This is a genomic window from Asaia lannensis NBRC 102526 (genome assembly GCF_024054035.1).
GTDB classification, from domain to species: domain Bacteria; phylum Pseudomonadota; class Alphaproteobacteria; order Acetobacterales; family Acetobacteraceae; genus Asaia; species Asaia lannensis.
The window spans coordinates 385,859-398,912 of the sequence record NZ_JAMXQU010000001.1 but is presented as its reverse complement, the minus strand read 5'-3'; the positions used below and the strand labels follow the sequence as shown (position 1 = coordinate 398,912).

14 protein-coding genes are annotated in these 13,054 nt (G+C 58.9%); 3 read left to right on the top strand and 11 right to left on the bottom strand.

The genetic code is table 11. The annotated features are described in order from the left end of the window. Positions 1-7 precede the first annotated feature (7 nt). Entirely contained in the window at positions 8-787 is a 780-nt protein-coding gene (locus NF685_RS01785) for a succinate dehydrogenase iron-sulfur subunit (RefSeq protein ID WP_222546580.1), read from the top strand. An 89-nt stretch (positions 788-876) separates the two neighbouring features. Here the strand turns inward: NF685_RS01785 and tcuC are convergent, their stop codons facing one another. The 3 genes from tcuC to NF685_RS01770 form a co-directional block, all read right to left on the bottom strand. After that, on the bottom strand, positions 877-2,163 hold the full coding sequence (gene tcuC / locus NF685_RS01780; protein ID WP_222546579.1) for a tricarballylate/proton symporter TcuC: 1,287 nt from the start codon (positions 2,161-2,163) through the stop codon (positions 877-879). Positions 2,164-2,399: 236 nt separating this feature from the next. Next, positions 2,400-3,038: a guanylate kinase gene (gene gmk, locus NF685_RS01775; RefSeq protein WP_252848346.1), complete on the bottom strand. Its 639-nt coding sequence runs from the start codon at positions 3,036-3,038 to the stop codon at positions 2,400-2,402. A gap of 154 nt (positions 3,039-3,192) precedes the next feature. Continuing rightward, positions 3,193-4,257, bottom strand: coding sequence for an SDR family oxidoreductase (locus NF685_RS01770; RefSeq protein WP_252848345.1), 1,065 nt, complete (start codon positions 4,255-4,257; stop codon positions 3,193-3,195). A gap of 101 nt (positions 4,258-4,358) precedes the next feature. Here NF685_RS01770 and NF685_RS01765 point away from each other — a divergent pair, with 101 nt between their 5' ends. Then, positions 4,359-4,790: a winged helix-turn-helix transcriptional regulator gene (locus NF685_RS01765; RefSeq protein WP_353936371.1), complete on the top strand. Its 432-nt coding sequence runs from the start codon at positions 4,359-4,361 to the stop codon at positions 4,788-4,790. Positions 4,791-4,896: 106 nt separating this feature from the next. Here NF685_RS01765 and NF685_RS01760 read toward each other — a convergent pair whose 3' ends face one another. Together NF685_RS01760 and NF685_RS01755 are read right to left on the bottom strand one after the other, a co-directional pair. Then, complete coding sequence (locus NF685_RS01760) at positions 4,897-5,880, bottom strand: aldo/keto reductase (protein WP_252848344.1); 984 nt, start codon at positions 5,878-5,880, stop codon at positions 4,897-4,899. A gap of 102 nt (positions 5,881-5,982) precedes the next feature. Beyond that, positions 5,983-6,393, bottom strand: coding sequence for a (R)-mandelonitrile lyase (locus NF685_RS01755; protein ID WP_252848343.1), 411 nt, complete (start codon positions 6,391-6,393; stop codon positions 5,983-5,985). Positions 6,394-6,527: 134 nt separating this feature from the next. Between NF685_RS01755 and NF685_RS01750 the strand changes: the two genes are divergently transcribed. After that, positions 6,528-7,424 (top strand): LysR family transcriptional regulator, encoded by an 897-nt coding sequence (locus NF685_RS01750; RefSeq protein WP_252848342.1) that lies wholly within the window; start codon positions 6,528-6,530, stop codon positions 7,422-7,424. Positions 7,425-7,475: 51 nt separating this feature from the next. Here the strand turns inward: NF685_RS01750 and NF685_RS01745 are convergent, their stop codons facing one another. The 6 genes from NF685_RS01745 to iolE all read right to left on the bottom strand — a co-directional run bounded on the left by NF685_RS01745 (position 7,476) and on the right by iolE (position 13,029). Further along, the gene (locus NF685_RS01745; protein WP_252848341.1) at positions 7,476-8,216 is read right to left on the bottom strand and encodes an SDR family oxidoreductase; all 741 of its coding nucleotides are present in this window, start codon (positions 8,214-8,216) and stop codon (positions 7,476-7,478) included. Beyond that, positions 8,213-8,566, bottom strand: a complete 354-nt coding sequence (locus NF685_RS01740) for a carboxymuconolactone decarboxylase family protein (protein WP_222546571.1) — start codon at positions 8,564-8,566, stop codon at positions 8,213-8,215. The genes NF685_RS01745 and NF685_RS01740 overlap by 4 nt, the downstream gene beginning before the upstream one ends. Before the next feature lie 164 nt (positions 8,567-8,730). Continuing rightward, on the bottom strand, positions 8,731-9,732 hold the full coding sequence (iolG, locus tag NF685_RS01735; protein WP_252848340.1) for an inositol 2-dehydrogenase: 1,002 nt from the start codon (positions 9,730-9,732) through the stop codon (positions 8,731-8,733). A gap of 22 nt (positions 9,733-9,754) precedes the next feature. Continuing rightward, complete coding sequence (locus NF685_RS01730; protein WP_252848339.1) at positions 9,755-10,771, bottom strand: Gfo/Idh/MocA family protein; 1,017 nt, start codon at positions 10,769-10,771, stop codon at positions 9,755-9,757. A gap of 96 nt (positions 10,772-10,867) precedes the next feature. Then, complete coding sequence (locus tag NF685_RS01725) at positions 10,868-12,082, bottom strand: Gfo/Idh/MocA family protein (protein ID WP_252848338.1); 1,215 nt, start codon at positions 12,080-12,082, stop codon at positions 10,868-10,870. Positions 12,083-12,093: 11 nt separating this feature from the next. Beyond that, positions 12,094-13,029, bottom strand: a complete 936-nt coding sequence (gene iolE, locus NF685_RS01720; protein WP_252848337.1) for a myo-inosose-2 dehydratase — start codon at positions 13,027-13,029, stop codon at positions 12,094-12,096. Between the last annotated feature and the right edge of the window lie 25 nt (positions 13,030-13,054).

The following is a 13,054-nucleotide window of genomic DNA, read 5'->3' as shown; positions in this document are numbered from 1 at the left end:
CCTCACCATGGTTGAACTCCGCCTGCCCAAAAACAGCACGACCCGCCCCGGCAAATTCTATCCGGCCCCAGCCGATGCCAGGAACAAGGCCATTTTTCAGGTCTATCGCTGGTCGCCCGATGACGAGTCCAATCCGACTCTCGACAGCTACGAACTCGATCTCGACAAGGTCGGGCCGATGGTTCTGGATGCGCTGCTCTATATCAAGGACCATATCGACGCGACGCTGACCTTCCGACGCTCCTGCCGCGAGGGAATCTGCGGGTCCTGCGCCATGAATATCGATGGCGAGAACACGCTGGCCTGTCTCAAGCCCATCAGCTCGATCAAGGGCACTATCAAGATCAACCCGCTGCCGCATATGCCAGTGGTGAAGGATCTGGTGCCCAATCTGAACGGTGCCTATGCCCAGCTGGAATCCATCCAGCCCTGGCTGAAAAGCGATACGCCGCCGCCGCCCGATACCGAGCGTTTGCAGAGCATCGAGGAACGCGAAAAGCTGGACGGCATGTGGGAGTGCATTCTGTGCTTCTGCTGCAGCACGTCCTGTCCTTCCTACTGGTGGAACGGCGATCGCTATCTCGGCCCGGCTACCCTGCTTGCCGCCAATCGCTGGATCATGGACAGCCGCGACGACCATACGGGCGAACGTCTGGAAGCACTGGACGATTCCATGAAGCTCTATGGCTGTCGCACCATCATGAACTGCACCCAGACCTGCCCCAAGGGGCTGAACCCGGCCAAGGCCATCGCCAATATCAAGAAGCTGCAGGTCGAACGCGAATAGGCGTGCCGTTCCTGTCGGACAAATACGAAAAGGCCGGGAGACTCTCCCGGCCTTTTCCGTTTCAGGCTTGCCTCATCGTTGGGCAAGCTTCATTCGACAGGGCGCGTATTACGCTCGACATAGGGTCGTGAAACGATGGCTGCCAGCAACCCGCAGAGAGCCGCAGCGGATAGCCACAGCGCAGGCATGGCGTGGTCTTTGGTATACGCAATCAACCATGTGCAGATAACCGGGCTGAACCCGCCGATACAGGTGGCCAGACTATAGGCCAAAGAGAATCCCGTGGTGCGGATACGCGGTGGTACGATTTCGGTCAGCCAGACGATGGCTGCACCGTTATAGGCGCTATAGAAGACAGCCAGCATCAGCTCGACGCCAAGCAGTCTGCCGAAACTCGGCGCGGCCACCAGCCATTTCATCATGGGCCAGGCACAACACAGCACGAGCGCCGTCGAACCGATCAGCAGTTTCTTGCGACCGATCCTGTCGGAAAGCAGCCCGAAAACCGGAACCAGAACAAGATTGGCAAGGCCCGCACAAAGCGTGACCAGCAGTGCATCCTGCCGCCCCAGATGCAGCACGCGTGTACCGAAAGCCGGGCAATAGGCCGTAATCACATAAAACGAGACCGTGCTCATCACGCCTGTCAGAATACCGATCAGCCCGACATACCAGTTACGCAAAAGAGACAGCGCAATTTCCCCGATACTGGGGTGAGTCGCCTGAGAGGCGAATGCCTCGGTTTCCTGCAGATTGCGTCGCAGGAATATGAGAACGGGCACGATCATGCAGCCCAGCGCAAGCGGAATACGCCACCCCCAGGCCGACATGACCGGACCGCCCAGCAAGGATGTCAGTCCGAAACCGATTGCCGCGGCCAGCACGACAGCAAGCTGGATGGAGGCGGACTGGAAAGCCACGATGAAACCGCGGTTTTTCTCTGTCGCAATTTCAGACAGGTAGACAGAGCTCGATCCGACTTCCACCCCGGCAGAGAACCCCTGGATCAGGCGCCCGAGCAGCACCAGAAGAGGTGCGAGGAAACCGATCCTCTTGTAACTGGGCGTGAGGGCAAGCGTCATGGTGCCAATGGCCATGAGCGTGAGCGTCAGGATAAGCCCCTTGCGGCGCCCTATACGATCGACATAGGCACCGAGCACGAGCGCACCGAGCGGGCGCATCAGAAAACCGGCACCGAACGTGGCAAAAGACCACATCAGCTCGGCCTGGGCATTGCCTGAAGGGAAAAACGCCTTGCCGATATCGGCGGCATAATAGCCGAACACCATGAAATCGTACATTTCGAGCATGTTGCCGCTCGCAACCTGGCCGACGGCCTTGGCGATACGACGGCGTGAGGGCGGCTCTGTCGTCATGATGTCACTTTGCTCTCTTGTCACCCGATATGGACTACCCCCTTTTCGTTAACGAAACGAGACGGGCGTAGAATGCAACTAGCAGACAGGCAGAGAAAAGACGAAATCATGCCCCGCGTGAAATGACGATCCCTTGTAAGGGCAACAGACGGTCGAAAGCGCATGCAGCCCGAAGATAACGGAGCGGTAAAGAATACCCATCGCAATGCGCTATCAGGGAATAATCCGACAGGTAATCAGATCGTGAGATGGGCCTCGTATTCGGTCATCAGGGCAGCCAGGCCGTGCTGACGCCTCGTTTTCAACCGTGCTGCAATAAGAATGGACTGGGCCTCTCGCACCGCGCGATCCAGCTCCTCATTGATGATCACATGGTCGAATTCGCTCCAGTGCGAAATCTCCGCAAGTGCCGCCCCCATGCGTTTGTCGATTTCGGACTCCGCATCCGAAGCCCGCGAACGCAGTCGCCGGTCGAGTTCCTTCATCGAAGGCGGCAGAACGAACAGGCTCACCACATCGTCGGGCAGCGCAGCACGCAAGAGGCGGTGCCCCTGCCAGTCGATATCGAACACCATGTCGCGACCGCTTGCGAGCGCCGCTTCGACCGGTGCGCGGGGCGTGCCGTAGCCACGACCGAAGACTTCGGCCCATTCCAGCAACTCGCCCTGTGCGGCCATCTCGCGAAACTGCTCCATGGACCGGAAATGATAATGCACGCCCTCTTTCTCTCCCGGACGGGGAGAGCGTGTCGTCACCGATACGGAATGGACAAGGCTGGAATCGCCCGCACGCAATGCATTTGCGATGGTCGATTTTCCTGCGCCAGAAGGGGCCGAAATAACAAGGCAGACGCCACGTCTCGCTACGGTCGTCATGTCACACCTCCATCCACGCATCATTCCCTGCGCCGAGCCATAGCGGTTCACGGGCATTTTGGGAACCTGTACGGATTTACCGGGACGGCACGACCCGTCTGCTCCGGTGCCACGCGGTTTGGATCGCACAGCACCGGGATGAACACCCCCGTGCTCAGGGGATGAGCTTGCGCGAGCGCAACAGGCCAAACAGATCGGCAAATGAACTACGCGTCTCGCGATAATCCGTAAAGCCGAGAACCCGGCTCTTGCTCATATCGGTCACGCATTCCACAGGGCGCCCCAGATCGGCATCGGTATGCCAGGGCGAGGCCAGACGATTGAGATCGGGCTCTGCAAGACCATATTTGCGGGCGATCCCGGCCCAGACAGCCTCCTTGCCTTCGAACAGGGCTTCGAGCGAAGTCGCCTGACCGGGATAGGGCGCGGCCTCGATGCCGAACGATGCAGCCAGTTCCGGCCAGAGCGTCTGCCAGCGAAACACGTCGCCATTGACGATATTAAAGGCCTCATTCCGCCCGGCGGGGTTGGTCGAAGCCCAGTGGATCTGGCTGGCAAGCTGACGCGCATCCGTCACATCGGTCAGTGAGGACCACTGCGTGGGTGAGCCGGGAAAGACGAACGGCATGCCGGTCTCGCGGCACAAAGAGGCGTAGACCGCCAGCGTCGTACCCATGTTCATGAGGTTGCCTGTGGCAAAGCCGATGACCGTATGAGGACGATGTACGGACCATGAAAAACCATGGCGTGACGCTGCCTCGAACAGCACATCTTCCTGCGCATAATAGAAGTTTTCCAGATCCAGACGCCCCATGGTTTCACGGAAAGGCGTGATCGGAGGCGCCCCTTTTGCGTAGGACTCGAACGGACCGAGATAATGCTTGAGCCCGGTCACAAGTGCGGCATGAACCAGCACATCGGGGCGGGGCAGGCAATCGAACACATTGCGCAGCATGGCCGCATTGGCAACGCAGTTTTCATGCTCGGTCGCGCGCCGCGTCCATGTCGTGAAAAACACATGGCTCGGCACGATATCCGACAATGCCTCACGCAACGACGCCGGGTCGAGGGTATCGGCTTTAACCGGCAGAACGGTCTCGGGAAGAGAGTCCACACGTCGTGCCAGGCCGTAAACCGTCCAGCCTTCTGCTACCAGTCGATTGGCAAGATTCTGACCGACAAGTCCTGTCGCGCCGATAATCAGGGCTGTATGCGCCATGAGGTATTTCCTTGTTCTGTGTCTTGCCCGAAGCTGACAACACAGCGCCGGAAACACAATCCGGCACTTTTTCGTGCCCCGGTTACCTGAAGGGACCCACCTTGCCTGCCGATACACGCCCCGCCGTCGCTTCCTCCGAGGTTCGTTGTGAAGAAACGCTCCCTGCCCTGCCGGAAGTTCTGAAGCAGGCTCCCTTCACCGAGGATTGTGCCCCACGCCGGTTGCTGCGTCTGTTTTCCGGCAAATGGGTAACCATGATCTTGCATGCCGTGCATCTGATGGGCGGTGCTGCGCGCCCCGGCGCCCTGCAACGGAATATTCCCGGTCTGTCCAAGAAAATGATGACGCAAACCCTGCGCGATCTGCAGCAATACGGCCTGATCGAACGTGTCGTTCTGGAGGTTATGCCCCCCGTCGTCGAATACCGCCTGACACCTCTGGGAGAGCGCTTCATCGAGCCGATCGAGCTTCTCTATCGCTGGGGTGCCCATCATGCCGATCTGCTCGACCGGCTCGGACAGACCCCCACATGATAAATTCCGCGCGATACCCCCTTGCGCCGAAGCCGGGGCAACGGACCCGTGACACCAGGCGCGCAGGAAGCAGACGCCTGAGACACAGGTGTGAGACACGGGCAGGCTAGCGACCGACAAGCGCCTGCAGACTGGCCGGATAGCGGTCGCCCTTGATATCGATCGCCTTCAGAGCCGTATCGATCGCCTCGATCTCATCCTGACCCAGAGAAAGCGACGTCGCGCCCAGATTTTCATCCAGACGTGTCAGGCTGCGCGTCCCCGGAATCGGCACGATCCAGGGCTTTTGTGCCAACAGCCACGCCAGGGCGATCTGCGCCGGTGTTGCCTCGCGTCGGTCTGCAATCGCTCCGAGTTGTTCCACAAGCGCGCGGTTGGCCTCCAGCGCTTCGGGAGCGAAACGCGGTACGCTTTTGCGAAAATCCTGATCGCTGAACTGCGTCGCCGTATCGATCTTGCCGGTGAGGAAGCCTTTGCCCAGCGGGCTGAACGGCACAAAGCCGATCCCCAGCTCTTCGAGAAGAGGGAGGATTTCCTGCTCGGGCTCACGCCACCAGAGCGAATATTCGCTTTGAAGCGCTGCCACAGGCTGCACGGCATGCGCCTTGCGTATGGAGCCCGCGCCTGCCTCCGACAGGCCGAAATGACGTACCTTTCCCTCCCGGATCAGTTCTCCCACCGTTCCGGCCACATCTTCCATGGGAATATCGGGATCGACACGATGCTGGTAAAACAGGTCGATCACATCGGTTCGCAAACGCCTGAGCGATTCCTCTGCTACCTGACGGATGCGATCAGGATGGCTGTCCAGCCCCTCGGCAGGGCGACCGTTGCGGAAACCGAATTTGGTGGCGATCACCACATCCTTGCGAAACGGCGCAAGGGCCTCACCCAGCAGGGTCTCGTTCGTGCCCGGTCCATAGGCCTCGGCCGTATCGAAAAACGTCACTCCACGCTCATTGGCCTTGCGAAGGAAGCTGACGGCATTTGCATGGTCCTCGGCAGGGCCATAACCAAAACTCAGCCCCATGCAGCCCAGACCGAGGGCAGAAACTTCCAGCCCGCTTTTCCCCAGAATACGCTTATCCATCTTGTTGCACCTTCAATTCATTTCGTTAAAAATTCGTTTTTCTGACATGCAAATGCGCGTGCAATCCCGTCTCCCGGTTCCGCACGGGTCTCGCCATCGTTTTTATTGCGGGCCGGTATCGCCCGTGAGCCGATAATCTGCGTCGCTCACGTGTTCCATCCAGGTGGTCGACACGCCCTCAAGGCTTTCGGTAATGGCGATATGACTCATGGCGCAGGCGGATGACGCACCGTGCCAGTGGCGTTCACCGGGTTCGAAAAAGACGAGATCGCCCGGCCTCACCTGTTCGATCGCCTCGCCTTCGCGTTGCACCCAACCCAGTCCGGACTGGATCAGAATTGTCTGCCCCAGCGGGTGGCTGTGCCATGCCGTGCGCGCACCGGGCTCGAAAGTGACCGTCGCACAGGCCAGGACGCCACTCCCCGCAAAAGGGGCATCGATCCGCACCTTGCCGGTAAACCATTCCTGCCGCCCCTGCGCAGAGGCAAAGCTTCCTGCGCGTGTGATCTTCATGAGCTGTCTCCCTGTCGGTCATGCCCCTGCACGCTTTCGCAAGCAGAGGCATGATCATGAACGCCAGAAAACCATTTACGGGGCAGGATGATTAGCGCGTATAATCCGCACGAACCTATATCGGGATTTCATGAATGCAGCGCGACGATCTGGTCGATCTGAATGCCTTTGTCGCCGTGGCAGAGGAGCAGAGTTTCACACGTGCGGCCGCACGCCTGAACACCTCGCAATCGGCGCTGAGCCATACGATCAGACGGCTTGAAACGCGTCTCGGGGTTCGCCTTCTGACACGGACCACGCGCCGCGTATCGGCCACGGAAGCGGGCGAACGCCTTTTACAGACGCTTCTACCGGCATTCGACAGTATCGACAGTGAGATCGCCTCGCTGAGCGAGCTGTCCGAACGCCCCTCCGGTACGATACGCCTCACCACGTCGGAACATGCCGCAACCACACTGATCTGGCCGGCTCTGAAACGCCTGCTACCCGATTACCCTGACATACAGGTCGAGCTGGCTCTGGATGCAGGCCTGACCGATATCGTCGCCGAACGTTTCGACGCGGGCGTACGTCTGGAAGAGACCATCGCGCGCGACATGATCGCCGTGCCCATCGGGCCTCCTTTGCGCATGGCCGTCGTCGGCTCACCTGCCTATTTCTCCAGATGCGCAATGCCGCGCACGCCACAGGAACTGTCGCACCATCATTGCCTGCGCCTGCGCATGCCCAGCTCTGGAGCAATCTATGCCTGGGAGCTTGAAAAAGGCCGTCGCAGCCTGCGTGTGCGCCCCGAAGGCCCTCTGACGTTCAACAGTGCCTCCATGCTGCGGCAGGCAGCGCTCGACGGCTTCGGTCTGGCCTGTGTCATGGAAGATCAGATCATGGAGTCTGTCGCCTCGGGATTACTGATCCGCGTGCTGGAGGACTGGTGTCCCCCCTTCCCCGGTTATCACCTGTATTATCCGAGCCGCCGCAATGCCTCGGCTGCCTTTCGGTTGCTGGTCGAGGCGTTGCGCTATCGGGCTCCATGACGCGGCATCCACCCGCTTGCGCTATCGCCAGTATGTGCGTGCGTGAGTGCATCAGTATGTCTGGGCCGTAGGACGGAAGAGGATTTCATTGATATCCACATCCGCCGGTTGGCTCATGGCGAACAGAACAGATGAGGCAAAGGAATCGGGAGAAATGGCGTAATCCCTGTAGAATTCCTTCATCGATTTCGCCGTATCCGGATCGGTAATACTCTCTGTCAGCTCCGTCGCCACAGCACCGGGCGAAATCACGGTCGTCCGGATATTATAGGGTTTGACCTCCTGCCGCAGTCCCTCTGACAGAACACGAACAGCCGTTTTCGTGGCAGAGTAGACGGCCCCTCCCGGCCCGACCTTGTGACCGGCAACTGAAGACACATTGATGATATGGCCGCTCTTCTGCTTCTGCATCTGCGGCAACACGGCCGCGATGCCATAAAGCGTCCCTTTCAGATTGACGTCGATCATACGATCCCAATCTTCGATACATCGCTTTTCAAGAGGCGAATGGGGCATCAGACCGGCATTGTTGATCAGCACATCCACACGCCCATGCAGCGCAATGGCGTGATCGACCAGGGCCTGCACCTCGGCGCTGCGGCTGACATCCGTTTTTTTGACGGCATCGCGCCCGATCGACAGGGAATCCGCCAGGGCTTCAAGCCTGTCGAGACGCCGTGCCCCCAGAACGAGACTGGCCCCTTCTGCGGCAAGACGACGCGCGACTGCCTCACCCAGCCCGCTGCTTGCCCCGGTGATAACCACCACTTTACCTGAAACTGGCTGGTTCATCGTGTCGTCTCCTTTTTGTCCTCAAAGACCTGCCGTGCAATGCCAAGCGCCGTCGAGGCCGTGGGCCAGCCGGAGTAAAAGGCCAGATGCGTGATGATCTCGATGATTTCGCTTTCACTCACGCCCGTATCGAGCGCCTTGCGCAGGTGAAATCCCAGCTCATTGCCGCGATAAAGCGCAATCAGGCAGGTAACGGTAACCATGCAGCGATCGCGCGGCGTCAGCCCGGGACGAGCCCAGACATCGTCGAAAAGGACGCGATCGGTATAGCGTGCGAGATCGGGGGCGATATCGCCAAAAGCCTGTTGTGCTGTGGTGGAATGCCGGGGTGTCTGATCAAGCTCGGCCATGTTCGGGGCTCTCCTCGCTTTTCATTCTGTCTGGCGAGAAGACTAAGCCCTGAATACGGTGCAGGATTAGAGCATGAATTATTCTAGAACCTATGTGCAGCATTCATGAAACGGGTGCGTTCGGGAATATCATCAAGGGCCTATTCAGAGCGTCTTATGCGCTTTTACCGGACAGATGCGACATCGACAGGCCTGCCGGTTTTCAGCGAGAGCGCTGCGGCCTCTGCCAGTCTCTGCGCCTCCACACCATCACGCAGCGTGGCAAGCGGTGGGCGGCCTTGCACGATCATGTCACGAAACGCCTCCATCTCCGCACGATAGGCCTGTGCAAAACGCGCGATGAAATCGCTTATGGGGCCAGAAGACGTGAAACCACGCGCATCGGCACTGACAAGATGATGGGCGGGGTGATTAGCCACATAGAAAACGCGCTCCGCGCAAACAGCTTCAAGGCGCTGATCGTAGCCGAACGCCGCATGACGGGCGTTGATCATCTGGACCAGAGACCCGCTTTCCGAACGCAGCGTCATCATGGCGGTATCGATATCGCCAGCCTCACCTATTTCGGGTGCGATCAGACAGTTTCCGGTAGCGAAAACACTGGTGATTTCCTCACCCAGAAGATAACGCGTCATATCGAAATCATGGATCGCCTGATCGCGAAACAAGCCGCCTGAGGATTTGACGTAACTTACAGGCGGCGGTGAAGGATCGCGCGTATGCATGACGATATGCTGTACCCTTCCCGAACGTCCCGAGCGGATTTCCTCTCTGACCTGCATGAAATCGGGGTCATAACGACGCTGAAAACCCAGCATGATTCGTGTGTCGGTGCGGGAAAACGCTTCCGCCACATCCACGACCTGTCTGAAGTCCAGACTGATCGGCTTTTCGCAGAAAACCGGCTTACCTGTGCCAGCCGCCCGGCGCAGCAGGGGCGCATGTGTGTCGGTCGGGCTGGCAATGAGATAGGCGTCGATGTCAGGATCTGAAAAAATCGACTCCGCGTCATCCAGGCGTGCCTGACTGCGCGTCAGCAGGTCTTCACGCGCTGGAGACGCAACCGGATCGGCGATAGCGACAAGCTTCATATCGGGCATGGTCATGAGATTGCGGGCATGCACCTGACCGATACGACCTGCGCCGAAAAGAGCGAGACGTGTCATGATATCTCTCCAGAAATGGCTTTCATCGTGTCTCGCGACCGGCAATACGGGCACGGTCCATGGTTTCCATGGCCATGAGAGAGGCAGAGAGCGGCCTGATCGGCGACTCTCTGAGCCCCTGACCGATACACCAGGCCATATGCTCGACCTGATAATGCAGCCCGTCATAGGACGAGCAGGGCTCTTCGAAGACCAGACGCGTTTTCAGATCGTTGGCAGTGACCGTGAAAGGCCCGGGCGTATAGAATTTTCCCGGCAGGGTAATCATGCCACGTCGCCCGCCAATCGTGGCTTCACAGGGCGTATGCGACAGAAGCGTCGTATGAAGTACGGCCTGTGCTCCGCCTTTATAGTGCAGCACCATACCGGTCTGGCCATCCACGCCGCTCGCAGCAGGAACGGACTGCGCTACCACATGATCCGGGCGCCCCAGAACGCCTGTTGCGAGACCCACGACATAGGTTCCCAGATCAAGCATCGGACCACCGCCGAGATCGGCACGCAAGATACGATGATCGGGAGGAAAGAATTCGCCGTGATCGGCCAGAACGGTCGTGATGTCGCCAATAAGGCCATCGGCCAGTGTTTTGCGCAGCACGGAGAACTTGGGCAGAAAATCCGTCCAGTATGCCTCCATAAGGAAAACGTCGTATTTTCTGGCGCATCCGATGAGATCCGCCGTTTCCTCCGCCGAAACACAGATCGGTTTTTCCACCAGGACAGGCTTGCCCGCTTCCAGCCCACGTCTGGCCATTGCTGCATGAAACGGATGGGGGGTGGCGATATAAAGCGCGTCGATTTCCGGATGACCGCTCATGGCGCCATCGAATGCATGGGGAATATCGAATTGCCTTGCGAAAGCCGCTGCACGGTCGCCGTTACGGGATTCGATACCGACGATTTTCTGTTGGGTAAACCGCTGCACCGAACGTACGAACCGCTCGGCAATCCAGCCAGGTCCGATCACACCCCATCGTAATGAGGGCACCGATGCGGGATCGAGACGAACAGGATCCGGCAGGCGGGAAGGAAACGTCATCCGTGTCTTCCTTGTAAAAGAGGGAGCATAAAGGCGGGTGAGCATGAAAAACTGATGCCGCCCCTCGCGTGAGACGATATGATTTCCCTGCAACCGTTATCCGGCAGACAGGTCCGGCGAAGCCCGGACAAGGCACTCGGCTTGCGGCAGCGTCTCCCAGTGTCTCGTCTGGAGCGATGCCTCCATCGCATCCATGATCTGCTGATTGCGCAGACCGAAACCGAATGACGGAAAACAATCCCGATCGGACATGATGCCCGTAATGAGGTCGTGCACTTCGATGACTTTCACATCGAAATATCCCAGACCGCCTCCGCCGAAATCGAAGCCGAAAAAGGCGGAAAACTGCGGCACCTGACTCCCGACAAGCAGCGTGCGAAAGCCACGATCCGCTTTGTCGTCACCGAAACGGAAGAGCTTGAGTTCGTTGAAGCGCTCCCCATCCATGATGAGTGTGCCTTCAGTGCCTGAAACCTCCCAGTACACACCGAAAATCTTGCCTGCCGCGATACGCGAGGCTTCTATCGTACCGCCTGCACCGTTTGCGAACTGGACCAGTGCCTGAATCTGGTCTTCATTTTCGACATCTGCCCAGATGGCGTCCTTACCGGCAGTGGCACCATAACCGGAGCCCCCGTCAGGGACCGGCCTTTGTTTGAAAGCCGTCTGGCTTTGGGCAATCGTGGCCGTCACATCGCCCATGAGGTACTGACCGACAGCGATGACATGCGAGCCCAGATCGCCCAATGCGCCTGATCCGGCTTCGGCACGCTTGAGGCGCCAGGAAAAAGGCAAAGACGGGTCGTTATAAAATCCCTGATCGAACCAGGCGCGAAACCGCGTGGGTCGTCCGATATCGCCACGCGCGATAATCTGCTTCGCATAAAGGGCTGCGGGGGTCTTGACGTTGTTGAACGCCACCATGGTTTTGACGCCTGCCTTTTCGGCAGCACGCGTCATCTCTGCGGCATCCGCAGCACTCAGGGCGAGTGGCTTTTCGCAATAGACATGCTTGCCCGCAGCAATGGCCGCCAGTGCCATTTCCTTGTGAAACAGGTTGGGCGAGGTGATATCCACCACATCGATTGCAGGATCATTGACGAGAATACGCCAGTCTCCTGTCGAGCGTTCAAAACCGAAACGACGCGCCGCTTTTTCAGCCAGTTCCGGCGTCGCATCGGCCAGCATGGACAAACGGGGGAGCGCTGGAAGATCGCGATACAGCATGGCGGCACGCCGATAGGCATCCGCATGAGCCTGCCCCATGAAGCCCGAACCGATCAGTCCGATATTAAGATATTTCTGCGTCATGTCGGCGTTCCTCAAACGGTCGTCAGAGCGTGGGTGAAACAGGCCTCGATCACGTCGCGCCCGCGTTTTACTGCGGCCAGAGGCGGTGCCATGGCAGGGTCCTGCTCGGCTTCGACCACCATCCAGCCCTGATAGCCGCTTTGGCGCACGAAACCGGCCAGAGGGGTGAAATCGATGCAGCCATCGCCCGGCACAGTGAACATCCCCGCACGCACGGCGGCATTGAAGCTCATATCCTGCCCGCGCACGCGCTCCAGTATGGCGGGGCGCACGTCTTTCAGATGGATATGACAGATGCGATTGCCATAACGGTCGATCAGCCGTCGATAATCGAACCCGGCAGCCATGGCGTGACCCGTGTCGAGCAGCAGGCCTACATCGCTGGAGAGCGCATCGAAGATCTGGCAGATCTCCTGAAAATTCTCGGCCACCATCATGAGATGATGGTGATAGGCCAGCCTGATGCCATAACGCGTGCGCAGCCATGCGTCGAAAGCACTGAGACGCGTGGCATAGGCTCTCATGGCATCGCGCGTCAGCACCATACGTCGTGACATGGGCTCATCCAGCGGTGCAGGAGAAGGCGTCATGGCACCGCATTCGCCATAGACCATCACCTTGCAGGCCATCGCACGCAAAAGCTGCGCATGGCTTGCGACATCCTCGCTTTCCTCTTCTACCGAACGCTCTGCGAGACGCCCGGAATACCAACCCGACGCCAGAGACAGATCATGGGCGGCGAGCAGAGGGGCAAGATCCTCGGCATTTCGCGGATATTTTCGCCCCAGCTCCGTCCCCTCATACCCGGCGGCTGCGATCTCGCGCAGACACCGGTCCAGCGGGGTGTCGTCACCCAGATCCTCAAGCACGTCATTGGTCCAGGAAAGCGGGCTGCATCCCAGCCTCACGCCTTGCGGCAGCCCCGTTATTTTATCTGTCGGTCCCATGATCCATCCCTTGATGATCCGCAAT